General features: G+C 36.8%; 23 protein-coding genes. 8 read left to right on the top strand and 15 right to left on the bottom strand.

Annotated features, from left to right (window positions below; genetic code table 11):
• The first annotated feature begins 228 nt into the window (after positions 1-228).
• A complete protein-coding gene (locus tag C4E06_RS00415) occupies positions 229-564 on the top strand; it encodes a DUF4164 family protein (RefSeq protein ID WP_107666269.1) in 336 nt (111 codons plus the stop codon).
• 53 nt (positions 565-617) lie between these two features.
• Here the strand turns inward: C4E06_RS00415 and C4E06_RS00410 are convergent, their stop codons facing one another.
• The 9 genes from C4E06_RS00410 to C4E06_RS00370 form a co-directional block, all read right to left on the bottom strand.
• Positions 618-1,772, bottom strand: a complete 1,155-nt coding sequence (locus C4E06_RS00410) for an NAD-dependent epimerase/dehydratase family protein (protein WP_107666268.1) — start codon at positions 1,770-1,772, stop codon at positions 618-620.
• Between the two features lie 144 nt (positions 1,773-1,916).
• Entirely contained in the window at positions 1,917-2,294 is a 378-nt protein-coding gene (locus C4E06_RS00405) for a DUF423 domain-containing protein (protein WP_107666267.1), read from the bottom strand.
• A 10-nt stretch (positions 2,295-2,304) separates the two neighbouring features.
• Entirely contained in the window at positions 2,305-2,976 is a 672-nt protein-coding gene (gene nfi, locus C4E06_RS00400; RefSeq protein WP_107666266.1) for a deoxyribonuclease V, read from the bottom strand.
• The gene (locus C4E06_RS00395; protein ID WP_107666265.1) at positions 2,966-3,856 is read right to left on the bottom strand and encodes a phytanoyl-CoA dioxygenase family protein; all 891 of its coding nucleotides are present in this window, start codon (positions 3,854-3,856) and stop codon (positions 2,966-2,968) included. The genes nfi and C4E06_RS00395 overlap by 11 nt, the downstream gene beginning before the upstream one ends.
• Before the next feature lie 94 nt (positions 3,857-3,950).
• Positions 3,951-4,943, bottom strand: coding sequence for a class I SAM-dependent methyltransferase (locus tag C4E06_RS00390; RefSeq protein ID WP_107666264.1), 993 nt, complete (start codon positions 4,941-4,943; stop codon positions 3,951-3,953).
• Positions 4,944-5,004: 61 nt separating this feature from the next.
• Entirely contained in the window at positions 5,005-5,808 is an 804-nt protein-coding gene (locus C4E06_RS00385; protein WP_255412117.1) for a sulfotransferase, read from the bottom strand.
• A gap of 79 nt (positions 5,809-5,887) precedes the next feature.
• Positions 5,888-6,805 (bottom strand): sulfotransferase, encoded by a 918-nt coding sequence (locus C4E06_RS00380; RefSeq protein WP_107666262.1) that lies wholly within the window; start codon positions 6,803-6,805, stop codon positions 5,888-5,890.
• Complete coding sequence (locus tag C4E06_RS00375) at positions 6,781-8,832, bottom strand: CRTAC1 family protein (protein WP_198648176.1); 2,052 nt, start codon at positions 8,830-8,832, stop codon at positions 6,781-6,783. The genes C4E06_RS00380 and C4E06_RS00375 overlap by 25 nt, the downstream gene beginning before the upstream one ends.
• Positions 8,833-8,843: 11 nt before the next feature.
• A complete protein-coding gene (locus C4E06_RS00370; RefSeq protein WP_107666260.1) occupies positions 8,844-10,040 on the bottom strand; it encodes an ABC transporter ATP-binding protein in 1,197 nt (398 codons plus the stop codon).
• Between the two features lie 308 nt (positions 10,041-10,348).
• On the opposite strand from C4E06_RS00370, the gene C4E06_RS00365 reads away from it, so the two are divergent.
• The gene (locus tag C4E06_RS00365) at positions 10,349-10,552 is read left to right on the top strand and encodes a DUF751 family protein (RefSeq protein WP_107666259.1); all 204 of its coding nucleotides are present in this window, start codon (positions 10,349-10,351) and stop codon (positions 10,550-10,552) included.
• A 51-nt stretch (positions 10,553-10,603) separates the two neighbouring features.
• Here C4E06_RS00365 and C4E06_RS00360 read toward each other — a convergent pair whose 3' ends face one another.
• Complete coding sequence (locus tag C4E06_RS00360) at positions 10,604-11,293, bottom strand: hypothetical protein (protein ID WP_198648175.1); 690 nt, start codon at positions 11,291-11,293, stop codon at positions 10,604-10,606.
• Between the two features lie 300 nt (positions 11,294-11,593).
• Here C4E06_RS00360 and recO point away from each other — a divergent pair, with 300 nt between their 5' ends.
• From recO to C4E06_RS00330, 6 genes are all read left to right on the top strand, one after another.
• Positions 11,594-12,433 carry a DNA repair protein RecO gene (recO, locus tag C4E06_RS00355; protein WP_107666257.1) on the top strand — a complete coding sequence of 280 codons (840 nt, stop codon included), beginning with the start codon at positions 11,594-11,596 and terminating at the stop codon, positions 12,431-12,433.
• A gap of 223 nt (positions 12,434-12,656) precedes the next feature.
• Positions 12,657-15,536 carry an isoleucine--tRNA ligase gene (gene ileS, locus C4E06_RS00350; RefSeq protein WP_107666256.1) on the top strand — a complete coding sequence of 960 codons (2,880 nt, stop codon included), beginning with the start codon at positions 12,657-12,659 and terminating at the stop codon, positions 15,534-15,536.
• 342 nt (positions 15,537-15,878) lie between these two features.
• Positions 15,879-17,270: a flavin monoamine oxidase family protein gene (locus C4E06_RS00345; protein WP_107666255.1), complete on the top strand. Its 1,392-nt coding sequence runs from the start codon at positions 15,879-15,881 to the stop codon at positions 17,268-17,270.
• A gap of 50 nt (positions 17,271-17,320) precedes the next feature.
• On the top strand, positions 17,321-18,703 hold the full coding sequence (locus C4E06_RS00340; protein WP_107666254.1) for a cation:proton antiporter: 1,383 nt from the start codon (positions 17,321-17,323) through the stop codon (positions 18,701-18,703).
• A gap of 160 nt (positions 18,704-18,863) precedes the next feature.
• Complete coding sequence (locus tag C4E06_RS00335) at positions 18,864-19,376, top strand: hypothetical protein (protein WP_107666253.1); 513 nt, start codon at positions 18,864-18,866, stop codon at positions 19,374-19,376.
• 37 nt (positions 19,377-19,413) lie between these two features.
• Positions 19,414-20,571 carry a lipase family protein gene (locus C4E06_RS00330; RefSeq protein WP_107666252.1) on the top strand — a complete coding sequence of 386 codons (1,158 nt, stop codon included), beginning with the start codon at positions 19,414-19,416 and terminating at the stop codon, positions 20,569-20,571.
• Between the two features lie 76 nt (positions 20,572-20,647).
• On the opposite strand, the gene C4E06_RS00325 is transcribed toward C4E06_RS00330, so the two are convergent.
• The 5 genes from C4E06_RS00325 to C4E06_RS00305 form a co-directional block, all read right to left on the bottom strand.
• Positions 20,648-21,277: a precorrin-8X methylmutase gene (locus C4E06_RS00325; protein WP_107666251.1), complete on the bottom strand. Its 630-nt coding sequence runs from the start codon at positions 21,275-21,277 to the stop codon at positions 20,648-20,650.
• A 21-nt stretch (positions 21,278-21,298) separates the two neighbouring features.
• Positions 21,299-22,111: a TPM domain-containing protein gene (locus tag C4E06_RS00320; RefSeq protein WP_107666250.1), complete on the bottom strand. Its 813-nt coding sequence runs from the start codon at positions 22,109-22,111 to the stop codon at positions 21,299-21,301.
• An 83-nt stretch (positions 22,112-22,194) separates the two neighbouring features.
• Positions 22,195-22,593, bottom strand: a complete 399-nt coding sequence (locus tag C4E06_RS00315; RefSeq protein ID WP_198648174.1) for a hypothetical protein — start codon at positions 22,591-22,593, stop codon at positions 22,195-22,197.
• Between the two features lie 8 nt (positions 22,594-22,601).
• The gene (locus C4E06_RS00310; RefSeq protein WP_107666249.1) at positions 22,602-22,946 is read right to left on the bottom strand and encodes a YtxH domain-containing protein; all 345 of its coding nucleotides are present in this window, start codon (positions 22,944-22,946) and stop codon (positions 22,602-22,604) included.
• 138 nt (positions 22,947-23,084) lie between these two features.
• Positions 23,085-24,779 carry a hypothetical protein gene (locus tag C4E06_RS00305; RefSeq protein WP_107666248.1) on the bottom strand — a complete coding sequence of 565 codons (1,695 nt, stop codon included), beginning with the start codon at positions 24,777-24,779 and terminating at the stop codon, positions 23,085-23,087.
• Positions 24,780-24,797 lie beyond the last annotated feature (18 nt).

Here is a 24,797-nt window from a genome sequence, read left to right as displayed (position 1 = left end):
CTTTAAGTTCCAGGGAAATTTTTTTATCTATTACTTAACTACAATAGTTATTAATGCTTATTCCACATCATATTAGGGTGGGTTTTGAATGCAGCATCTTGTCAATTAAATATGTATAATTAATATGGCGAAATCAAATGAGTTTCACTTTTGAGTAAGATGATCAACAATCATATATTTTATTAATCTCAAAAAACTCACAAATTCAACCGCTTAGTAGTTTAAATCATGAATGAAACCGTTACCGTCACCTACTCTATAGAGGAAATCTTAAAACAACTCAACAATAAGTTAGACAAACTTGATGAAAAATTTGAGACTAAGTTTGAGAAACTTGAGACTAAATTAGACAAAATAGATGAACGCATCACCAATCTTGAAGTTGGCCAAGCTAGATTAGAAGAAAAACTATCAGGAGATATTAAGACACTTGATACAAAAGTAGAAGGAATTAGTAAACGATTAGACAATCAAAAATTTCTCAATCGCGGTGTATTAATTGGCTTAATTGTCGCTTTACTAGGGGGTTTAGCCAAGATGTTTGGTTGGATTGGAAATCCTTAAATATCAAAAAAGGTGGCTAAGTTGCCACCCCTAATTTAACAGTGAATTATCAATTATTTACGATGCCAAGAAACCTTAGGTAAAATCTGCTCTTTGTCAACCCTTCCTTTGTATTTCTCAGCAAAATTTAACAGAGAATCGAGGAGAGAATCAGACAGATAATGAGGTTGTAAACCTAAGTCTAATAACTTAGTATTCTTAGCATTGAAATAGTGTTCGTCTAACTCAACCCTGGGGTTTTCTAAGTTATCAATTTCTACATCTAACCCTAAAGAATTACCGGCTTTTTTCACCATCATGGCCAAATCCTTAATACTGAATAATTCAGTAAACTGGTTAAAGACTCGGAATTTGCCTTCTTCAGCAGGGTTTTGAATGGCAATATCAATACAGCGTACGGTATCACGAATATCTAAAAAGCCTCTGGTTTGTCCACCTTTACCATACACCGTCAAAGGATGACCGATGGCCGCTTGAATACAGAAACGGTTTAAAGCAGTACCGAAAACACCATCATAGTCTAAACGGTTAATGAGCATTTCGTCCATACCCGTTTCTTCGGTTAATACTCCATAAACCACCCCTTGATTTAAATCAGTGGCTCGTAAGCCCCAAATTTTACAGGCAAAATGGATATTATGACTATCGTGAACCTTACTCAAATGATAGAAACTACCGGGTTGTTTGGGATAGGGTAAAGTATCTTTGCGGCCATTGTGTTCAATGGTAATATAGCCTTCTTCAATATCAATATTCGGTGTGCCATATTCTCCCATGGTTCCCAGTTTAACGAGGTGAGCGTCTGGGAAATCTTCTTTCATCGCGTAGAGAATATTCAGGGTTCCTACCACGTTGTTAACTTGGGTAAATACCGCGTGTTCCCTATCGATCATCGAATAAGGGGCCGATCTTTGCTCCCCAAAATGGACGATCGCCCCAGGTTCAAACTCCTGTAGGGACTGACTTAAAAAACTATAATCGGTAATATCACCCACAAATAAGTCAATGGTTTTCCCCGTCAACTCTTGCCAACGTTGAATCCGTTTTTGAATAGGAGCAATGGGGGTTAAGGTATCGACTCCTAGTTTAGAGTCCCAATAACGTCGACTGAGGTTGTCGAGAATACCGACATCATACCCTTGGTTGGAGAGATGTAGGGCGGTTGCCCAACCACAATAACCGTCACCGCCAATAACAAGAACTTTCATACTGACTCTAATAAATAACTTTGCCGATCTTCGGTAACTGTACCAAAACTTGGTACATCCTAGACCATTGAATATCAAAAATTTTGTGTCTAATAGGTCAGTTTATCATCTTCGAGGAAACCCTTAACCAACAATCTGGAATTTTTATTTAATTCCTGTTGCTGCGATCGCCAAACTCAGCCAACCAACCAGAAAGGCCGCCCCACCAATAGGAGCGATCGCCCCTAACCATTTTATCCCTGTTAAACTCAGGGCGTAAAGACTGCCTGAAAAGATGACAACACCGATAATAAAAGCATACCCTGCACTGCTTAGGGTTATGGGTATGGTTTCTAGGCGAGTTAATAGTAACGCCACTAAAATTAAAGCGAGGGCGTGATACATTTGGTATTTTGTTCCTGTCTCGAATATTTCTAAGGCGCGATCGCTTAATTTATCTTTCAAGGCGTGACTGGCAAATGCGCCACCAGCGACGGATAAACCGGCTAAAATTGAACCCATAAAAAGAAACAGTTTAATCATGTTTGAATTGTTAATTTAATGACTTATCTGATGCTAACTTATCAGCCCATCTTGTGGTTTCCGGTAAGCGATATTTAGTTAAACAAGCCATCACATAATCTAGGGCTGTGGGTAAACTAATTTTATGACCAATAGACACATAAATAGGCTTAACATTAGTTCTTGATCTTAGCACCGCTCCGATTATTTCTTCTTGATCAATTAAAGGTTTCCACGAGCCTTTTTCTAAAGGTATTTCTTCGTGTTTACCCGTTAATAAAGACTTAGCTACCCCAATGGTCGGTATATCGATTAAAACCCCTAAATGGGAAGCAATACCTAACCGTCTAGGATGGGCTATTCCTTGTCCATCACAGAGAATGATATCAGGAATAATCGTTAGTTTTTCTATGGCTTTTAATAGTGCTGGAATTTCTCGAAATGATAAAAAGCCAGGTATATAAGGAAAGGTTGTAGGAACTAAAGCGGTTTGACTTTCGACTAATTCTAAACTGGGGAATTTTAAAATAGCAACGGCTGCTTTGGTCATTTTATAGTTATCTTGGAAGCCTACATCAACCCCTGCCACATAATTAACGTTTTGTAACTTATCTGTTGTTATTACTTGGTTTCTTAGTTCTTGTTGTATGATTTTAGCTTCATCTAAAGATTGAGTATATACAAATTTATTCTTATTTTCCATCTTTATATCTATTAACCAGTTCTTCAAAATACTCTTCTGCCAAGATAACATTATTATCCAGAAATCTTTGCTTATTTTCTGCTGACAAGAAAACCTGACTATTTTTATTTTGTTGGAGTTGACGTTTCATATTATTAATAGCAAAGTTTTTGGTATATTCATTAGGCAACCCATAAGTAAAGAAGATCGATAATCTATCTCCATATAAAGTATCATAAATTTTTTTAAAATATTGATCGCTTTTTTTATGAGAGATTTTGAAAACTTTATTCAATCCTTTTTTTATCAAATGATTTGGCTTTTCTAAAAATTCCACAGGCACAACACTCCGTTGCCCCCTATGGGTTAATCTGACATCAAAAACCACAATATCCCCTGCTTTTGTTGGTAAATAAACCTCTTCTCCTTGATTAAGTGCTGATAATTTATGAGAACCGTTTCTAACGGTTAATCCTGCTTTATTATGATCATGATCTTGTAAATAAAGAGCAACTTTATAGACTTTGCAATCTTCTCTATCATAAGCAGGAAATCCGAAATATCCCCCTTCCATTACTGTCATCCCATCATCTTTATGCCATGCTGATAAAGTACGACAATGAAGATCACAATGACTGGTAAACATTATCTTTTCTTGTCCCAGTAATTGTCTCATAACTGCTAAAATTTTAGGATGATAAAATAGCCAATTAATTTCCGGTACTTCAACAGCAGCATTCGGTTGCGTTAAACCAGAATTTGCCACTACTCCATGAGACTGAAAATGCTGCTTTACCAATTTTCTCAATGTTTTAATTTCTATGTCAGAAAGAAGATTAGACATCAAAATAAAACCAGTATCAATTATCTCATTTGTAGAGTTTTTGTTTAAATAGCCCATTGATTTTCAAGAAATAAACTAAAGAGAAACTAAAATAGTAAGTTAGCTAAGTTGCTATTATAATAATATATCAAACTTATTATAATTCATGTTCTTAATTTTTTTTAGCAAGTAAACGAATCCATTGTCCTTGTTCATTACCTTCCCAGTAGGTCATATAATGGGATTGTATACTATTATTATTATCGTTACTTTTTTGTATTTTTCTAGATGATAAAATTTCATAAAACTTATCTAGTTTATTTTTTATTTTACGAAATGACTTCCTGATAATTTTGGGTTTTTCAAATTTCTTAATAAAAGATAATAAAAAGTTATTAAAATTACTTTTTTTTGAACTTTTTCCGTACTTGTTTCTGACATTTTTTACATTTCTTCCACAAGTGCTAAGATGGATCACTTCAAATCCGTTATTTTTTAAAAGACGCTCCATACTATCAGGAGAATAATAATAAAGATGTCCCAAATTTTTGGCACCAGGACAAAGAAAATCCTTTAGTCTTCCATATTGATTAGGAATTTCCATAAACAAATAGCCATTGCTTTTTAAACTGATTTTAATTTGTTCAAGATGAGTTATGGGATCAACAATATGCTCAAACAAGTGTGAGGAACAAATCAAATCATAAGTGTTTTTTTCAATTTTATCCCCAGGAAACATCTGATTTTTAACTTTATCTTGCCCTTTTGATAATTTCTTATTAACGAATTGGGCCATTTGAGCATCAGGTTCATAACCCCACACATCAAAGCCATGTTGGTCTAATATGAATAGTAATGAGCCATCCGAACAACCTAAGTCTAATGCTTTTTTGATCCCTTTAGATTTAGGAAGATACTGTTCTATGAATTTGAACTGTGACAAGGCTCTTTGTTGACTCACAGACAAACGTTTATCTAGTTTCTCTTGAGTGACAGTTTTTAGATAATAGCCAGACTGATAAAAGTCTAATAATTCTCTAGCCGTTGGTAAGGGTTGTGTTATGGCAACTTGACATGATTTACAGCGATAAACTTGCCCCTTGGTAAAAGAGGGATTTGTATCTACATTTTCTAGGGAAGTTTGTCCACAAATTAAGCATTTCATTGTTTTTTAAGTTAAATGAGTTTAAATAATAAAATGACAAGTTAACTAGATAAATAATGAGTTACAATTCATATTTATATTTTTTGATAAACCAATTTGCCTGTTTATTAATTTTCTCAATTTCATGTTCATCCATTTGTTCTTTCCATTTAATCGTATGATTAATATTAAAGTTATCTTTACTTTGTGGAATCCAATTCCATCGCTCTGGGTAGGGATCAGTCTCTGAAGAATAATCTAGATAATCGACTGAAAAATCAACTCCTAAAAATTGATAAAGTTGTTGGCAAGTATTGATGGGGTCAATAACTAAATCTTCGTAACGAATGGTCAGAAAGTTTGGTCTTTCGAGATAAGGGGTAATAAGCTTATCTTTTTTCAACATTTCATCAAGAATTTCATCCCCTCGCTTTCGTTGTTTAAAATGTTGAGCAGAATTCCAATGACTCCTTGGATCTCTGACGTTATATATAAATTTAGCATCGGGGAAAGCTTCCAGGAGAAAATCAATATGATTAATATACCAAGGCCATTTATCTCCAACTACTGATGCTCCACATCGATGAGCAAAATCGGAAAAAGACTCATAAGCTACCTGGCGGAATTTATTAATTCCTGAATAATCACGCTTAGTTAAATATTTGAAAATCCGCTCTTTTATTCCTGGTGGACTCGAGAAAACTTTAGCCCATCTTTGTACATCTTCTTTGGCAAAACCGTGCCGACTCCAATTGTATGAATCTGGATTTGCAATACAATTGTGGGAATCTGGTTGAAGTAAATAACTTTCCCAAATACAGGCAATTTGTGGATGTTGATCTAACACTCTTGCTAATAGAGTTGTTCCTGTTTTTTGACAGCCAATACAAAAGAAGAATTGTAAATCTGTGTTCTTTTTTTCATATAAATTAATAATATTTTTTTAGATTTTAATTTTATTTCTTTTATAACCAAGCGTCAATTCTGTATCCTAAAAAATCAAATAATTTCTCATTCTCTATTTTATAAATCTTTTTAACTTTGTCGAGTAATTCTTCCGTGACTCCTAAATCTGACTGATACTCCCCAACATAATAATAACCATAGTTTAAATCTATTTCAGGAACTTTTAAAAACTTATATACTTCATTCATTATAGTTTTAGTATGATGAGTTTTATCTTCAATGGATAAACCTTGTAAACCTTCTTGAGTCGTACCTTGATTTCTCATAATCGTGAACTCATTTTTATCTATTATTACTATATGGACTTGTTCTTTTTTATAAAAACTCAAAACATTATTTTTAATTTGTGAGTAATAAAAACCTCGACCCATATATTCATCATCATTTAGCACGTCTTCTAATTTTAAATCAGGAAATCTTTTTTTTCTCATATTAACTTGAGAAATAAGTCTTTTCACTGGATCTCTCAAGCTAATGATCAACTTCGCATCAGGAATAGTTGAATATAGTCTTTCCATGTACAGTTTGTTAGTAATGTACTTTGGCGTTTTTTCACCGCAAATTCGACCATTACTATCTTTAAATAAACTTTTGTACCAGTCCACTCCTTTTTTATAGTTGGTATCAAAAAAATGAACTTCTCTCGATGAACCAGGGTGACAATATTCTGTCATATAAATTTCAGGATGCTTAGATAGATTTCTTTCTAATGTTGTTGTTCCACATTTTTGAACGCCAATAATTACAAAATCAGGTAGCTTTCCTTTGTTAAAGAATTTAATTCTATCTAATTTCAATTCATTGGCTATATTTTTAATATTTTGAATCATTTCATTAATAACTGTGAATTTACTAAAAAATATCATAAATAAGATATCATTTTCAACCTTTCTTAATTTTTTTCTTTGGGTTCCCATTTAATGGTCAATAATTGATCTCCTTGGATATTTGTGATCTCTTGTGATTGTCCATCAGTCCAAAGGACTTTAACTGATTTTACTGTTTGATCTTTACCTAGCCCAAAATATAAGGGAAAATAGCTTTGAGAATAGTTAGAATGCTCCATGGTGCCGACTTGTTGTAAAATTTGTCCATCAGTAGTGGGTATTATGACTTTAGCCCCTATAGCTTGAGGATTTTTAGGAGGTCCAATGAGCTTAATTTTTAGCCAATGGTTCTGAGTATTAATATTACGATATAATTGACCTTGCCAGATAAAATCACTACCCTTGTGATCGGCTTTGTTAAAACGTTCTTTCTTCAGATTTTTATACTCAGCATAGGGATGAAAATTTTTCTGAAACCACGGATGGGTAAAGCCAAGTCTTCGATATAGGGTAGAATTCCAAATTGCTGATTTCCAATTGTTATGGACTAAAGCTGCCATAAACAGATCCTGAGAACCGGAATTATCGAAATCAAACCAAAGGGTTCGAGGTTCTAAAGGAAATGATAATCCTTTAAATTCTTGACTTAAAATATGAGCTTTTTTAAAATGATGCTTGGGTAATTGATAATATAATCCTTCTAATGTATCGTGTAAATCCGGTAGCCCATCATTATTATAATCGACCCAATTGGCATTTAAGCTGGCACTAGGTAAACCAATCGCCGTGGAGTCAGTTACCGTATAGTTTCCGTCTCTATTCTCTAAGAAAATATTTCCATATCCTGACACAGCTAAAATATCGAGGTCTCCATCACGATCATAATCTACAACACTAAATTTTAACGTTAGGGCATCCATTACTTTAGGAAGAGAACTAATGGTTGTTTCTTCAAATACGCCCGACTGATTAACATACAATGTTAATGACTGTTGATAGGAACGAAATAAATCCATATCCCCATCCCCATCAGCATCCAACCACACAAAAGGGCCGTTGTTCTGCCAACCGCCTTGCTTAGAAGTGATTTTTGAGGGACTCAAGCCAACTTTTGGCGCAATATCTCTAAATTTTCCTTCCGTATCTTGCTGATATAAACGACTGGTTCCATCAATACAAACAACATACAATTCAAGATTATTATTCCCATCAAAATCAACCCATTTACCTGTCACCGAACGACAGGCACTTTCTGAAATAGCTGATTCCTGAGTTAGGTCTTCAAAGGTTTTACCCTTGTTAGATAATAAATGGCGATTAAAAAATTGACCAAAGGTTTCTGGAGAACCAAATGCTCCTCCACTACGGGTTATAAAAGCATCAATGTTTCCGTCCCCATTATAATCAGCCCACGCAATACTATGACGATCTCTTAAGGTCTTTAAATCAACGTTATGGCTTTTGGGCTGTATTTTTTCGAGACCGATATAAACCTTAGCTAGTGGGACATCTTTATTCAATAGTAAAGAGGTTGGGGCAAAATATCGGGGTTCAATGTTTAGTTGACCATCTCCTAAAAATTGAAAGCTAATCTGGCTTTCTACTACTGAATGGGGTAATTGATCTTTTATTAAAGTAACTTTAGTAGATGAATCATAAGTCAGTTGACTTTTAGATAAGATATTAATCTGACCCCTAAATTCAGTTTGATTATCAATTTTAAATGCTTTTAAAACCAGGGTTCGTTTATACCAAAATAGGTACAAACCAGGAGCATCAAATACCGGTGTTTTGTTTGTATCAGCAAAGCCTGGAAACTCAGCATTCTGATCAAACTTCCACTGGGAAACTACATTCGTGAACTTTCCAGTACCGTCACCGAGCATAAGATTTCCGAGAGAATTATGATTAGTCGTAAAGAGATCAAGTTGATCATCATTATTGATATCAGTTACTCCGATATCAAATAAATTATAATTATTGAAAGATAAAGATTGGCTTGTAAACCAGTTCTCTGTTTTATCTGAAGAGTAGGCATTAATTATGACAACTACCATTGCTAAAAACAGACTAAACAATAATGCTAAATAGGGTTTAGTCCGCAGGATTTTAGACATTTTTTTTAGTTTCATGATGTTACTGCCCAATCTCCCCATATCTGAACAGGGGCTGCACAAAAATGCTCACCAATTACCTTAAACTTATAACCATTATTATGTTTACATAATACTTTAGTGTTGTTGATTTCAGTAATGACGACTGTACAAGAATAAACCCCTGGACTTAGGTTGATTTTACCGAAATCAACAGATACCTTCATTCTAGTCTTGGAATTAGTCAAATGAATGTTATTAAAATCGGAATTACAATAAGCAACCGGTTGCAGTTCTTGACTAACAATATTAATAACCACATCAAAAGTCTCTATTCTTGGATCAACTGAGACTTCTATATTCATTGAAGCTTGATCCAAATAATTAATGGTTTCTACTCCTATTTTTCCTTGACTTTCTAAATCAATAGAATGAATGGTTGCTTCACCACTACCACTAATTAAAACATCTTCAGATTCAAAATAAGAATAGAACTTATTAATTCCTGTGGCTACATCTTGACCTTGAAAAACCGATTTTCCATGATCCATCACCAAAATATCAGAACAAACTCTTCCAATTTGTGGCATAGAATGGGAAACTAAAATAACCGCTGCATTCTCCATCATCTTATAAATACTGTTGAAACACTTGGCTCGAAACCCTACGTCCCCAACCGCTAACACTTCATCTAATAGAAGTACGTCGGGTTCCATCTGAGATGCTACAGCAAATCCTAACCTAACTTTCATCCCAGAACTATAATTAACGACTGGTGTATCAATAAAGTCTTCCAACTCAGAAAAATCGATAATAGCATCCAGTTTTTTATCAATTTCTTCTTTAGTAAACCCTAAAACCGCTCCGCGACTATAGATATTTTCTCTACCTGTTAAAATGGCATTAAAACCCGCACTTAATTCAATTAAGGCTCCTATTCTTCCCCTCAGTTCAATTCTTCCTCTATCCGGTTTAATGAGTCCATTGAGGATTTTTAAGAGGGTACTTTTTCCGGCCCCATTGGGTCCAATTAGTCCTAAACATTCTCCTCGACGTAACTCAAAAGATATATCATTTACAGACCAAAACTCGTCTTTTCTAAGTTCATGTTCATATTTTCGAGCCGTCACTTCTGACATGATATCCTGTACACCATACCAGAGAGACCGTTTGAGATCACGACAAAATTTTTTGGACACATGGTCAACTTTAACTAGGACTTCATCAGCCATATAACACTAATCTCCTTATTAATATGTCGGATTCAAAAATAGAGGTCTGTTTATCTAAAGTTGGTTACTATACTTACAGTATTAAAAGTTAAGATAGAAGACAGACTTGATCTTGCTTAATAAAATATCACAAACTTAGCAAAATGGCTAAATAATTATTCAATCAAACTATCATACTACAAAAAAATTACGTTTTAACTCGAAGCAATATATCAACTGCACAATGAAGCACTGATCACTATACTGACTCGGTAACGCCTAAGCCTCCTGATATCATAGAAGAGGACTGTCGATCATAGAGGTGAGCAATGGGAGAATTCTTTGAGAATGTGGCACGTTATCCCCGTTATCTAATTAGCTTCACGTTAGGGGTGTTTTTAGTCTTTTTTGACTGGATTAAACCCTTATTTAAAAATCCGGTTAGTGCGATCGCTGTTGGAGGTATTGGTCTAGGGGTGTTTTCTTTGCTTTATTTTACCTTACGAGCCATGTTAGGACTCTCTACCGTTTAAACACAAAGAAGATTAGGCCAATGTTGATTGGCCTAAAGTTTGTTTTTAATTTTAAGCGGTTCGTCTTTTAGCCATCCCTAAAATAGCCATCATTCCCAACCCTGATAAAAGGGAGGGTTCAGGTATGGTCACATCATTACTGGGAATAGCTGGTTCGGAGGGTTCTGGTAATCTTAAAACAGTTTGAGCCAAAACAACCATATCGTTATAATCTTTGTCACTTCGTCGGCCTTTTCTATCCTCAAAACCGATGAGATAGTCATTGTTTGTCAAGGGAGTATTAAGATCATTCAAGCGTATTTCTTCCCCTTCCCCTTGATACATTAGAGCTTGAGGCATTCCACTGTAAATGTCATTGCTCAAGAAAGTCTCGGAACTCTGCCGAAGGTTACGACTTAGGTAAAAAGTAACTGGACCGGCTAAATCGTAACTCATACCACCGATTAAAAGCTGACTCTCTGAGGTTATACTTGCTGAAAGTGTACTACCTGGGGTGGCTTCTCCAGCAAAAATTTCAAAGAACTTGTTATTGGCAGTATCATAAAGACCAAAGGTATTCTTAGAAGCTAGTCCTGCCTCTTCGAGCATCAAGGAAAAAGTCAGATCCAAACTCCCTGCAGTGGGAACATCAAATAAAATCTCACTGATAGCGTTTGATGAATCGATGGTTCCGGTAACAGTGGTGTCCTCAAGAAAACTGTCAAGATTTTGCGCTGATGCAGGGTTAGATAGGTTGGACATGAATCCAACCCCTAAGACACCAAGAAAAGTTAAATAAACCAAGAAAGGATGTTGGTTGAGTTGGTTTCTCATATTGCGTAAAGGGATCAAGAGATCGGGCATAGTAGACGTAATCATGGCAAAGAAGATATTTTAGCTTAGTTTTGAAAAAAGCTGCTTGTTTATCCTCGCATAACTTTAGTTAACCTATCTTTTCATGTCAAGGTCACTAATGATGGAACTCTTTTAAGATTGTTGGGGAGTTAAGTGGAAAAATATAGAAAAATAGGGAAACCATAAATTCACTTAGTCTCGAATGTTATGACAACGCGCACTTATCAAACCACAGGCATTATCTTAAAAGGGATGCCTTTTCAAGAAGCCGATCGCTTAGTGACCCTTTTGTCTCCTGACTATGGGTTAATTCGCGCTATCGTACCCGGTGCCAGAAAACAAAAATCAAAGTTAAGGGGCCGGTGTGAATTATTTGTTATTAATGAGTTACTGATTGCGAAAGGGCGATCGCTTGATAAAATTACTCAGGCCGAAACTTTAGAATCTTATCCAGGATTAAGCAAGGACTTAGGAAAGCTCGCAGCCGCGCAATATTTAGGGGAATTGGTCTTAAATTTGGCGTTAGATGATCAACCTCAACTCGAACTTTATGAACTGTTAAATGAGCATTTACGACGGTTAGAACAGATGTCCGTTGCTGAAAGTTTATATGGATATTTAGCCCAAGCTGTGTTTCATCTATTAGCGATCGCTGGTATTGGTCCCCAGGTTCATTATTGTTGCGTGACCCAAGAAGAATTAAACCCTAATTTTAACGATCCTAACTGGTGTGTTGGCTTTAGTTTTGATGCGGGAGGATTAATTAATTTAGCCATTCAAGATAGAGATAAAAATCACCCTAATCCTCTTGTTTTACCAATTATTAATCAGAAATTGAAAGCAACAGAATTAAGTTTATTACAACACCTCAATCAGTCATTTTTACCTCATCCTGGTAAAATTTTACCATCAAACATTCTTGATAGAGATTTTACGGTTCCCTGGTTAGAAGTTGAACACTTATTGAGAAATTATGCCCAATATCAACTGGGTCGTGCTTTTCGTTCTGTTACCCTGATCGATAGTTTACCTGAAAGAGAATTTTAACGATTTAATCGGACTAAAATAGTGATGGACTTTCTCCATCATCTTAGTTATTTTTAGATCAACAATCAGAGAATTATTTTGATATTTTTTATTCAAAATAAAGTGATTGATAAGTGGTAGCAAGGCTTGTATTTATAGAAAATACTTTTTAGGGTTCAATGACTAATTCCAATGTAATATCATAAAAAGGAGTGAAACAATACAATAATTTCTAATTACTACTGTGACAGAACCCAAAAGCTACAAAGATACGGTAAACCTACCCAAGACTGATTTTAGTATGCGGGCTAATGCGGTGAAGCGAGAACCCGAATTACAGCAATTTTGGGCAGATCATCAAATTTATGAGAAACTATCTCAAGAAAACCCCGAAGACGTATTTGTCCTTCACGATGGCCCCCCCTATGCCAACGGTTCCCTACATATGGGCCACGCCTTAAACAAAACCCTCAAAGACATTATCAATAAATATAAACTATTGCGAGGTTATAAAGTTCGTTATGTTCCTGGTTGGGACTGTCACGGACTCCCCATCGAACTCAAAGTATTACAAAGTATGAAGTCAAAAGAGAGGGAAGGGTTAACCCCTCTCAAATTACGCCATAAAGCCCGTGATTTTGCCCTTAAAACCCAACAAGAACAAGCTGAAGGGTTCAAACGGTTCGGCGTGTGGGGAGACTGGGAAAACCCCTATTTAACCTTAACCCCTGAATACGAAGCCGCACAAATTGGGGTCTTTGGGGAAATGGTCTTAAAAGGGTACATTTATCGAGGACTTAAACCGGTTCATTGGAGTCCCAGTTCTCAAACCGCTTTAGCTGAGGCAGAATTAGAATATCCTGAAGGTCATACATCAAGAAGTATTTTTGCTGCTTTTCCTATCATTAACGCTTCAAAAGATGCAGCAGAAATTTTACAACCTTTCTTAAACAATTTGGGAGTTGCTATCTGGACAACTACCCCTTGGACTCTTCCGGGAAACTTAGCGGTTGCCCTTAATCCTGATCTCAATTATGCGGTAGTCGAACAGAGTTCTGATGTTTGTCAGTATCAATATTTAATTGTTGCTGCTGATTTAGTAGAACGGTTATCCACTACCTTTGAAACTGAGTTAACGGTAAAAGCAACTCTCCCAGGAAAAGCCTTAGAACATACCATTTATCGTCATCCTTTATACGATAGAGAGAGTAAAATTCTCATCGGCGGTGACTATGTTACCACTGAGTCAGGAACCGGTTTAGTTCATACTGCACCGGGTCACGGACAAGAAGATTATATGGTAGGACAACGGTATGGTTTAGGGGTTTTGTCTCCTGTGGATGCTAAAGGAAACTTTACCGAAGAGGCTGGACAATTTGCCGGGTTAAATGTTCTCAAAGATGCCAACGAAGTCATTATTAATGAGTTAAAAGAAAAAGGCTCATTATTAAAAGAAGAAGCCTATCAACATAAATATCCTTATGATTGGCGCACCAAAAAACCGACCATTTTTAGAGCCACTGAACAATGGTTTGCTTCTGTAAAAGGATTCCGTGATGCTGCTTTAACTGCTATTAAAACAGTGCAATGGATTCCTGCACAAGGAGAAAATAGAATCACGCCAATGGTTAGCGATCGCTCAGATTGGTGTATTTCTCGTCAACGGAATTGGGGTGTACCGATTCCTGTTTTTTATCATAACGAAACCAATGAACCTTTACTAACAGAAGAAACCATTAACCATATTCAGACAATTTTTGCTGAAAAAGGCTCAGACGCTTGGTGGGAGATGTCTGTAGAAGAGTTATTACCTGAGAAATATAAAGCAGATGCCCACAACTATCGTAAAGGAACTGATACCATGGATGTCTGGTTTGACTCTGGATCTTCTTGGGCTTCAGTAGCAAAACAAAGACCAGAATTAAAGTATCCTGCTGATATTTATTTAGAAGGAAGTGATCAACATCGGGGTTGGTTTCAGTCTAGTTTATTAACCAGTGTCGCTGTTAATGAAATTGCCCCTTATAAAACAGTATTAACCCATGGTTTCGTCTTAGATGAAAAAGGATATAAAATGAGTAAGTCATTGGGAAATATTGTCGATCCAAAGGTTATTATTAATGGAGGCAACAACCAGAAACAAGATCCTCCTTATGGGGCAGATGTGTTAAGATTATGGGTATCATCAGTAGATTATTCTTCAGATGTTCCTATCGGTAAAACCATCCTTAAACAGTTATCTGATATTTATCGTAAGATTCGCAACACCGCCCGATTTTTACTCGGTAACTTACACGATTTTGATCCCAATAAAGATGCGGTAAGCTATGAAGAATTACCCGAATTAGATCGTTATATGTTACATCGTATCAGCGAAGTCTTTACAGAAGTGACTGATGCGTTTGAAACTTATCAATTCTTCCGTTTCTTCCAAACGGTACAAAATTTCTGTGTGGTAGATTTATCTAATTTCTATCTCGATATTGCCAAAGATAGACTCTATATTTCTCATCCTGAGTCCATGCGTCGTCGTAGTTGTCAAACTGTACTAGCAGTGGCTATTGAAAATTTAGCAAAAGCGATCGCCCCTGTATTATGTCACATGGCCGAAGATATTTGGCAATTTTTACCCTACGAAACCCCTCAAAAATCCGTTTTTGAAGCCGGATGGGTGAAAACATCAAAACAGTGGGAAAACCCAGAATTATCCGCTTCCTGGACAAAAATCAGGGCAATGAGAAACGAAGTAAACAACGCCCTAGAATTAGCCAGAAAAGAAAAAGCGATCGGATCATCTTTAGATGCGAAAGTGTTACTTTACGTTCGGGATCAAGAATTAAGACAAAAATTAGAAAAATTCAATCCTGCTGATAGTTTAACGGGAAATCATGTGGATGAATTACGCTATTTTGTCTTAACCTCTCAAGTGGAATTAGTTGATAGTTTAGATAGTATTAAAAAAGCAGACTATCAAAGTGAGTCCGACTTAGTTTCTGTGGGGGTTATTAAAGCAGAAGGAGAAAAATGCGATCGCTGTTGGAACTATTCTACAAAAGTCGGAGAATTTAAAGATGATCCTACCATTTGCGAACGGTGTAATGCTGCTTTAGTTGGGGAATTTTAGTAAGGTTTAAGGTGCGTTAATAGCGCACCTCATTTCTTTAAATATCTTTAATTTTTACATCACTATTTCTGTCCGACCAAACGTGGAAACCATCATAAAACTAATAAAATAGTTTGACATTATTGTATAAGTGTTTTTAGTTTTTGAGGTTAAGAAAAATTTATTTTAAATTTTCTTGAGAATTTGATAGTTTACTCGATGCTAACCATAATCAATTATGGTGAGTTCCTAAGAAGCCTTGACCAACAATTTAATATTTAATTTCTAGGAAACATAAGTAAGATACAATTAAATCAGACTGATTAAAAGAATTATATATCCACGCTTTCATTACATTAAGTTATGTCAAATTTAGAGAAAGTTTTCTATGATTGTATCGTTGTGGGAGCAGGATTATCAGGACTCGTCGCTGCTCGCAACCTTCAAAGAGCAGGTTATCAAGTTTTAGTTTTAGAAGCGCAAGAACGTATTGGTGGGCGAATGTATGGGCGTTATGTTGCCCCAGATCAATATGTTGACTTCGGAGGTCAGTGGGTTGGGCCAACTCAAGACCGATTTCTTGCCCTACTCAATGAATATCAAATTCTTCGCTTTCCTTCTCCTCTAGAGGGTCAAACCGTCCTTTTATACGAGGGACAACGTTTTCAATTCAACGGATTCTTTCAAGGGTTTTTTGAAGGAGAAAGACCAGATATTAGTGAAGAAGAATGGCAGGATGCCACAGAAGCCTGGAATCGTTTTAATGAGCTTTCAACTGCAATGACACCGGGTCATCCTGAACGTAACGCCGAAAATTCAAAATTGGATTCTCAAACCTTTGCTCAATGGATTGAGGAGAACACGAAAACAGATTTTGGTCGATGGTATTTTGCCTACATGGTTCGCGCTGTTGGATTTCTAGGTCCAGCAGAACCTGGGCAAGTTTCTCTGTTGCACGTCCTTTGGGGAAATCGCTGTGCCTCTCAGTCTGAGCATCCTGAGGCTGAACTAATCCATGATGGAGCAGGACAAATTCCTCAAAAAATTGCAGCAGAACTAAACAATCCCATTCACCTCAATGAAGCTGTTGTTAAGATTAGTCAAGATGAAACTGGAATTTGCCTAGAAACCCTAAAAAAAGTCTACAGAGCAAGATTCGTCATTGTTGCGATGCCGCCCCATCTGGCAGGCCGTATTGTTTATGAGCCACCCCTACCAGCAGCACGACAACAACTTACCCAAAGGTTTCCTATGGGAACCTTAGCTAAATTGTTGATTTCATATGAGACACCATTTTGGCGAGAAAAAGGACTAGCTGGTGTCGGTATGGGAAACACAGAGTGGATCGAGTTATTTGCTGATAGCTCCGATCCCAGAAGTGGTAAAGGAGTAATTGCAACTTTTGTGGTAGGCGATCGCTATCATCGCTGGCAACAGCTTAATGAGTCTGAACGTCGCTCTGTGATCTTATCTGATCTAGCCGCTTATTTAGGGGATGAGGCTTTGTCTGCAAATACTTTTGATATTGTAGACTGGCCGACGAATCAATGGATCGGTGGAGGTTATGCCGCCTTTATGCCCCCTGGGGTATGGACAAGCTTTGGCTATACCCTTTCCGCTCCGACAGGACGCATTCATTGGGCCGGTTCAGAAATTGCTGATCGCTGGCCAGGATTTTTTGATGGAGCTGTGCGTACAGGAGAATCTGCTGCTGAGGCTGTCATAGCTAGTCTCAATGTCAATGTTCGATTGTAACAACTACAATATGATTGCGATTCGTAAAAATCTTCAGTTTATAAATAACAATGCTACAAAGTTTATTATTGTCTGTGGGATGGTTAAATTCCTCCACTTCCCTTTTGGCTGTTGCCATAGAAGGAGAAGGTTTTGGAAAAGCCCTAGCAATTGCCATTGGACTTACCGGTCTGGCTTTATTGCTTACCAGTGCTGTGTTTGAAGAATTAGCAGCTAGAGTTGGATTACCATCAGTGTTAGGGAATTTAATCGCCGGTTTAGTGATTGGGATTTCCGGATTACATATTCTAGTTTTAGAAGGTGGTGAAGTTAATACTTCGTTCATCAGCTTGATTCATTCACTGACTCATGTTGATTTAGAGGTAATCAAGGAAGTATTCGATGGGCCGGTTAAGACAATTTTTGAAAATTATGCTGAATTGGGGGTCGGGATATTATTATTTACTATTGGTTTAGAATCTGACCTAGAAGATTTGTTAAAAGTTGGATTGCAATCAGCAATGGTCGCCATCGTTGGTTTTGGTCTTCCTTTTGTTTTAGGTTTTTTCGGCTTAACCCTTCTATTTCATGTTGCCACTCTGCCGGCATTATTTGCTGGAGCCGCTTTAACCGCCACCAGTATTGGTATTACAGCACAAGTGATGCAAGATATGGGGGTACTTAAATCTAAAGAAGGTCAAATTATTTTAGGTGCTGCTATTATTGATGATATTCTCGGAATCGTTATTCTAGCAGTGATAATTAGTATCGTCGAAACGGGGAAAATTGATGTTGGCAATGGCATTAGTTTAATTTTGATTGCGGCTTCTTTTATTATGCTTGCTGTTTTAATGAACCAATTTTTTGGTTCTTGGTTTGTTGAACAGTCAGAGAAATTAAAGTCGCCCAAAAGTATCGGACGAGGAGCATTTACCCTACTCTTGTTAATGAGTGTTATTGCTGGTTCAATCGGATTAGAAAGTATTTTGGGAGCTTTTGCTGCTGGTTTAGTTTTAAGTAGCACCAAATATAAGGAAATCTTTATAGAACGGTCAAGTGTTCTCGTAAATCTTTTGGCTACTGTATTTTTTGTTTCTATTGGTTCTAAAACCGATCTTAGCATTTTAAATCCTTCAGTTCCTGCCAACCGAGAGGGTTTAATTATTGCAGCTTTTTTGATTGTCGTTGCTATTATCGGAAAGGTCACGTCTGGTTTCTTTGCCTTCTCAGAAGAAAAAGTAAACCGTATTGCAATTGGTACAGGAATGATACCCAGAGGGGAAGTCGGATTGGTTTTTGCTGGTTTAGGTGCTGCTACCGGCGTACTTCCTCCATCCATTGATGTAGGCATTATTTTAATGGTAATTTTCACAACTTTCTTAGCACCTCCCCTTCTAAGAATAGTGTTTAAATCTTCAGAATCAACAGTGGTTGAAACTCCAGAGGTATCTTGATAAGCTGACTTGGGAAATTGGCGTTGCTGAATGAGTCGTTGATAATAAATTTTAACCCCTGATAATTTAGTAACTGCTCAATTACATATTCCCTGTAAAATCAACTTTCCTTGCTCTTAAAAATTAATTAACTCAGGGAAAAGTTATTCTTTAATTTATCATGGCAGAACAAAAAGAACCATCACAGAATCCACCTAACTTTCAGTCAACAATAATCGGACTAAAAACCGTTCTGAGTATTCATTCAAAAGTTCGTGTTTTAATTATTGATTATTCACTGGGAGCTGCTGTGATTGGTTCTATTCCTCCCTTTCCTTGGCTTTTAGAACTTAAACTTATAGCTTTAATTATTTTAAACGGGAAAATGATTAGAGATATTGGTGCTGAATGGAGATATCTTAAAGGACAAAATGTAGTAACAATCATATTCAGTATTTTAGGGTTTTTGGGAGCGTTGGGAACCATGTTAATGTCTTATATCATTATTTATGCGCTTGGTCTATTTTTTATTCCCATCATTACCAGTTGGGCAACCTCTGCATCCTATTTAATGTTCACATTAACGGTCGGCAGAATCACTGATCTTTATTATTTGAATGCTCAACGAATTCATGAACAATCTTTGCGACGAGCTTGGCATCAATTACCTTTATCTAAAGAACACCAAAAATAATCAGCTAACTATTATTAATTAGGGAGACAATCATCTGATGAGATGGAGACAATTTAACCGTCGTCACTTGTTGTTAGCCACATTAGGGATAGGAATATTAACTAGAAGTATCCGAGAAGAGTTACGACGCAAAAAAATTCTCTCACTTAATGAGTCAGTTGAAACCTTATCCGAAGTTACTTTAGGTGAAAAAGCAAGTATCCTCGAATCTGCCTACACTTCAGAAAAACAATGGCAAGAATTGGTCAAAGAAATTAAAGCGATCGCTAATTCCGTTGCTCCTACCTCACCCACCATTCCTTACAACCCAGAAATGTCTAAACTGTTGATTCGCTGTTGTAAATTAGCGGTTCAGCAGTTCAACACAGGAAGCAAAAATCCTGACTATCAAGGAGAAATTACCTCTCTACCAGAGTATAGCGAAGATTTCGAGAAATACAAACAAATCATTAACTTTACTTCTGAACAAGACATTATTGAAGATGTATTCGATCTCAATTTTCAACCCACCCCAGGATGGACTTTAACACCATTGGGAAAAAAGATCCGAGCGTTGAGGGAAGTGGTTGAAGAGTCCCTACCTACCCTAATTCAAGGTTTTCACCGTCGTTCTGTCTATTTTGGCTTTGTGTTAACCTCACAAGAGGAAAATATCATTGTTTTTCGAGGCACTCAAACCAAAGCAGAGTGGGTAAACAATCTTAACAGCATTCAAGAAAATTACATTAATCCTATTAATAATCAATCCTATGGATGGGTTCATCAGGGTTTTCTCAACATGGCCACCAAAATGATTAATCCCTTACCTTCAACGATTGTTCAACAATTAGATCCATCCATTCCTTGTTATATCACAGGCCATAGTCTGGGTGCTGCCATTGCCACTGTCGCAGCTTTTGATATTGCTCTGAAACATCCCCAACTTTCCAAACAAATTCAACTGTATACTTATGCTGGCCCGAGGGTAGGCGATCCTATTTTTGTGAAAAAATACAACCAACTGTTACCTAACTCCTATCGTGTCGTGAATTTGGCCGATACTGTCCCTTTAGTGCCTTCTTTGAGAATGGGAAAACATTATCTTCACGTCGGACAAGAATGGTCGTTTCTTAACCAATTTGGGGAATTATTACTCAATCATGTGGTAGATACTTACCGAGAAGCCATAGAACAGGAATTAGTTATTAAGCTGTGATTTAATTTTTCAGTTAACGGATGATCTTGGTTCAGAGTTAACTACCCATTTTAGTATTGATCATTTTAAACAAACCTTAACTTGCCCCACTTTCGGACTGACCATAAGCTTGCCAAGCTAAGTTTAGTAAACCATTAATAATAGCCACTGCCACCACAGCACTTCCTTTACGTCCATTAACCGTTATATTAGGAATTTGGGCATCGTGTAACCGTTCTTTTGCTACATCTGCCCCAATAAACCCCGCAGGGGTTCCAATTACCAAAGCAGGTTTAATCTCTTCTTCTTCGACTAATTCCACTAAAGCAGTTAAAGCCGTTTGGGAGTCTCCAATGACAAAAATGGCTTCAGGATAACGTTTTGCTAAGGTTTCGATACCCCAAGCGGTAGTCGTTTTTCCTTTCTGGGGACGGGTAATGGTTTGGGTACTACAATAAACCGGATTGGCAAACGTATCCTGAAGATTTGGCACGATACCGACTTGTACCATCGGGACATCAACAACAATAGTGCTACGGGCTGCTAAAGCCGCAGCCCCAGATTGCAAAGCCCTCTCGGAAAAACGCAATAAAGAAAGATAGTCAAAGTCGGCGGTTTGATAAATGACTCGCCGTACAATTTCATACTCAGCAGGAGAGATAACCGTTTGGCCGATTTCCCTGTCGATCATTGCTAAACTTTGAGCATCACTAACGTGCCATTCCATCATTAGCACAAATAATAAAAATTAAGTATTAGGATTTGAAGCAGGGGGTTGATTTAACACAGGAGACAGATAAGCCACTAAAACGCCTAAGGCAAAGCCCATGACATTGCGGAATAAGGGTAACCAATCAGAGGTTCTCGTGACCACTGGACCGATACCAAAGGCAATAAAGAGGATACCCCATAAAGGTGAAATAATCAGAACCCACTGCCAAGCAAATATTTGATCGGGTTTGCGAGGGGTTCCTGCAAATCCGAAGACTAAGCCCCCGACAATAGAGGTAATCAAGGTGAGAATCCATTGCTCTCTGGGTAAACCTGGCACAACGCCACAACCTCCTTGGACTAAACACCCTTTTACTGTGTCTAGGGCGTTGAGAATCGAGGTGTTTTCCCCGTTTTCCTGCACATAGTACATATTACCAAAACGGGCTTGTAATTCGATCCAGAACGTTCTCGGCAGTAATTCATAAACATCGTCTCCAATGCTAAAAGAGAGAATATTTCCCCCACGGGAATCAGCCACTAAGAGGATACTTTTATCATCTAACCCCCAAAAATTAATCACCGCGCGACCCGGAGAGCGATCGTATTGGGTTAAAACCCGAATTCTCCACCCGGTATCTAGTTCAAAGGTTTCTATATCTTCAATTAAGGATTCTTCTTGTAGATCGGGCAGAAAATTAGCTAAATCTACCACCGGAGTCACTTGATCCGGTAATAATTCAGGATTATTCACCGCTAAGGCTGTTGAAGGAGAAAACACCAAAAGAGTCACGCCCAAAAGAGAAGCCAGTAAGGAACGGAACACAGATTTTAAACCACGTTGTTGCATAGGATTTTGTTATTCAACCAATTGTCAACACTTAAATAAATATTAATCAATTTTATATTTATTTACATTTTTTTACACAAAGATTAAGATTTATCATTGTCTCCGGTTTCTAAAGAAGAACGATTCCAAGTTTTCCAACCCACCTGAAAGCCCCTCACCAAGCGACGGGTTCCGGTTTGTACCTTCTTCATTTGTGTTTGGGTAACATTGAGACTGTTATCGACTTGTTTAATGATGTCTGAGGCACTTTTGACTCCACTATCAATCTCATCGGTCAACTCGGTAATTTCTAAGCCCGTCAAACGAATTGAGTGTAACGTAGGGGGAAATTCTTGATGTAAGGTATCAAACAATTTTTCGGCACTACGGGCAGCCCTGGCTACCTCTTGTAAGACAGGGATCGCTACAATTAAAACTGCCGTTAGACTCAGTGCCATCAAAAATAGAGAACAGCTAAGCCAAAATAAGGGATCGCTTATCATTTTTTTCCCTAATGCTTGTTAGAAGAGTTCGTTTCTGCTGTAATATCACGGGGAGCGTCTGGGGGAGGGACTTCCATTTGAGTGGCCTCAATACCAGCAGCGATCGCTTCTTTGAGTCGGCTTAAGGTTCCAGCCCAATTTTTCTGTGCTGAGTCGGAGAGGCGATCGGCTTGTAGTTGCACGGTGGTAGATAAGTCTTCGGCCATTTCGGGTAAAGCATCGGCTGATTTTCTGATTATACGTCGGGTTTCTCGTCCGGAACGGGGAGCTAATAACAATCCTGTGACTGTCCCTACCATACTACCCAGGACGACTCCTGCCATAAATAAACCACTGTTGTTATTTTTGGACATAATTTTTCTACTTACTCTATCCATCATTTTAGGCAGAATTAGTGCCAGTATCACGGCTTATTAGTTTTTTTTTCCATCTCTACCTCTCAATTCCCTTTAACCTGATCTTTTAGAGCGATCGTTATCGCTTTTAGATCATTATTCTACCTCAATATATTTGAAACCAGCAGCAATGCCTTTTTCTGGATCTCGTAACTTAATATTCTGCTTAATTGGTAAAGGAGAACAAGGTAATTCAGTAGCCCAACATTGAATAGAGAAATTAGCTGGATAGGTGTACTCAAGATTATTTATTTTTTCGGTTCTTAATTTTGTTTCAGGTAATTTTTCAGAAAATAACCACCGATTTTCTATATTTTCTCGCCCAAGTATTAATAAGATAGTGATCATTAAAATCAACCCTAAACTGATTATATATTTATATTTTTTTGAAGAGATATTTAACGGCATTCGATTAGTTTGGTTGACAAGATTAGCCATAAACAAACTAGGAGTTAATAAAAAATAACCCATTCCGAATCTAATCAAAGGAATTACCACTATAATAAAACTACTTCCCGAAATACCTAAAAATATAAGAAAATTTTGCAACCTATTTGATTCTTTTTTTTGGGTTAACATCCAAGTTCCAATAACTAAGGAAATTAAATATAATAGGACAGTTAATTGTATTTTTTTTGAAGACTTAAACCATTTCCATCGATCAGACATTAATTGAATCATTGGATGAAGATTATTCGCTTTTTTATTCGTTCCAATAATTTCCTTCTTTTCGTCTTTTATTACTTCTGATTTTAATGTCCAGGGTAGCTCAAAACATATTCTCTGTGAAGGGTATAAAGGGCAACCAGTTGTCTTGATGGCAAAGAAAACATTAGGAATGAACAGAATAACTATTAAGACCAAAGAAGTAACTAAAGGCTTTATTTTAAATTTATGTTGCCATAAGAAAAATAGAAACACTATTAAAACTAAAGGAATTCCTGTTAACTTAATAGTTATTGCTCCCACAGCTAAAAGCAAAGGAATTAAATTACTATTAATATCTGATGTTTCGTTGACAAAAGATGAATTAGAACTTATAAGTAAAATTGACCAAGGAATAATACCAATTAATAAAGCAACTGAAATGTCAGGAGAAAAAGAGATTAAACTGTTGCCATTGACATTATCAATTATATAAATCAACATAATTATTGTTAAAAATGCGCCAATAAATTTATTGGCTAAATTGATAATATTTTTACGACATTGCTCAATAACAATTAAAATATGAAAAAAAGAAATTAACATTAAGTATCCATTACTAACTGCTCCAATTCTTTCACTACTCCAATTTAAAACAAGAGGGGCTGAAAAGGCGAACCAAGAAGATGTAAAGCCAAATTTTGAGTTAATTAGTCCGCTCCCAGGTACTGCACCAAATTCCACTATCCAATTTATAGAACCTAAATGATACAATCCAGTATCAAACCAAATAATTTGTTGAGTGGCAAAAATAAGAATACCTAAGGTAATTAGCAATACTTTTAATATAATCTGAGGAGAAAGTAACCGCAATAATTGATAAACATCTTGTCGGGTTTTTGGTGAGAGCAATCCTAAGATTATGCAAATACAACCTAGCAATAAACCAACCTGTGATGATACCGGCAAGATTAAAGAAATAGCAAGACAACAGACACAAAGAATAATAATACCTAACCATACTGAAATCATAAAGCGATCGCCTGGCAAAGAAAACCCCTTAACATCGAACACATTAAGAACCAGTAGACCAATTAATAAACAAACGGTCAGGAGAATAGACCAAATGATTAGAAAAGATAGCATAATAAATTCAAAAATTTT

The sequence above is a fragment of the Cyanothece sp. BG0011 genome (genome assembly GCF_003013815.1).
GTDB lineage: Bacteria > Cyanobacteriota > Cyanobacteriia > Cyanobacteriales > Microcystaceae > Crocosphaera.
Note: the sequence above shows the minus strand (reverse complement) of the source record. Positions and strands in the feature narration are given on the sequence as shown.

What these genes read in the sequence shown, in the direction of transcription:
- C4E06_RS00415 (WP_107666269.1), top strand. Translation starts at nt 229, where the DNA reads ATGAATGAAACCGTTACCGTCACCTACTCTATAGAGGAAATCTTAAAA.
- C4E06_RS00365 (WP_107666259.1), top strand. Translation starts at nt 10,349, where the DNA reads ATGGGAGAATTCTTTGAGAATGTGGCACGTTATCCCCGTTATCTAATT.
- nfi (WP_107666266.1), bottom strand. Translation starts at nt 2,976, where the DNA reads ATGGAAAATAAGAATAAATTTGTATATACTCAATCTTTAGATGAAGCT.
- C4E06_RS00405 (WP_107666267.1), bottom strand. Translation starts at nt 2,294, where the DNA reads ATGATTAAACTGTTTCTTTTTATGGGTTCAATTTTAGCCGGTTTATCC.
- C4E06_RS00410 (WP_107666268.1), bottom strand. Translation starts at nt 1,772, where the DNA reads ATGAAAGTTCTTGTTATTGGCGGTGACGGTTATTGTGGTTGGGCAACC.
- C4E06_RS00330 (WP_107666252.1), top strand. Translation starts at nt 19,414, where the DNA reads ATGAGATGGAGACAATTTAACCGTCGTCACTTGTTGTTAGCCACATTA.
- C4E06_RS00315 (WP_198648174.1), bottom strand. Translation starts at nt 22,593, where the DNA reads ATGATAAGCGATCCCTTATTTTGGCTTAGCTGTTCTCTATTTTTGATG.
- C4E06_RS00325 (WP_107666251.1), bottom strand. Translation starts at nt 21,277, where the DNA reads ATGGAATGGCACGTTAGTGATGCTCAAAGTTTAGCAATGATCGACAGG.
- C4E06_RS00360 (WP_198648175.1), bottom strand. Translation starts at nt 11,293, where the DNA reads ATGTCCAACCTATCTAACCCTGCATCAGCGCAAAATCTTGACAGTTTT.
- C4E06_RS00310 (WP_107666249.1), bottom strand. Translation starts at nt 22,946, where the DNA reads ATGTCCAAAAATAACAACAGTGGTTTATTTATGGCAGGAGTCGTCCTG.
- C4E06_RS00340 (WP_107666254.1), top strand. Translation starts at nt 17,321, where the DNA reads ATGCTACAAAGTTTATTATTGTCTGTGGGATGGTTAAATTCCTCCACT.
- C4E06_RS00335 (WP_107666253.1), top strand. Translation starts at nt 18,864, where the DNA reads ATGGCAGAACAAAAAGAACCATCACAGAATCCACCTAACTTTCAGTCA.
- C4E06_RS00375 (WP_198648176.1), bottom strand. Translation starts at nt 8,832, where the DNA reads ATGTCTAAAATCCTGCGGACTAAACCCTATTTAGCATTATTGTTTAGT.
- C4E06_RS00345 (WP_107666255.1), top strand. Translation starts at nt 15,879, where the DNA reads ATGTCAAATTTAGAGAAAGTTTTCTATGATTGTATCGTTGTGGGAGCA.
- C4E06_RS00390 (WP_107666264.1), bottom strand. Translation starts at nt 4,943, where the DNA reads ATGAAATGCTTAATTTGTGGACAAACTTCCCTAGAAAATGTAGATACA.
- C4E06_RS00380 (WP_107666262.1), bottom strand. Translation starts at nt 6,805, where the DNA reads ATGGGAACCCAAAGAAAAAAATTAAGAAAGGTTGAAAATGATATCTTA.
- recO (WP_107666257.1), top strand. Translation starts at nt 11,594, where the DNA reads ATGACAACGCGCACTTATCAAACCACAGGCATTATCTTAAAAGGGATG.
- C4E06_RS00305 (WP_107666248.1), bottom strand. Translation starts at nt 24,779, where the DNA reads ATGCTATCTTTTCTAATCATTTGGTCTATTCTCCTGACCGTTTGTTTA.
- C4E06_RS00320 (WP_107666250.1), bottom strand. Translation starts at nt 22,111, where the DNA reads ATGCAACAACGTGGTTTAAAATCTGTGTTCCGTTCCTTACTGGCTTCT.
- C4E06_RS00370 (WP_107666260.1), bottom strand. Translation starts at nt 10,040, where the DNA reads ATGGCTGATGAAGTCCTAGTTAAAGTTGACCATGTGTCCAAAAAATTT.
- C4E06_RS00395 (WP_107666265.1), bottom strand. Translation starts at nt 3,856, where the DNA reads ATGGGCTATTTAAACAAAAACTCTACAAATGAGATAATTGATACTGGT.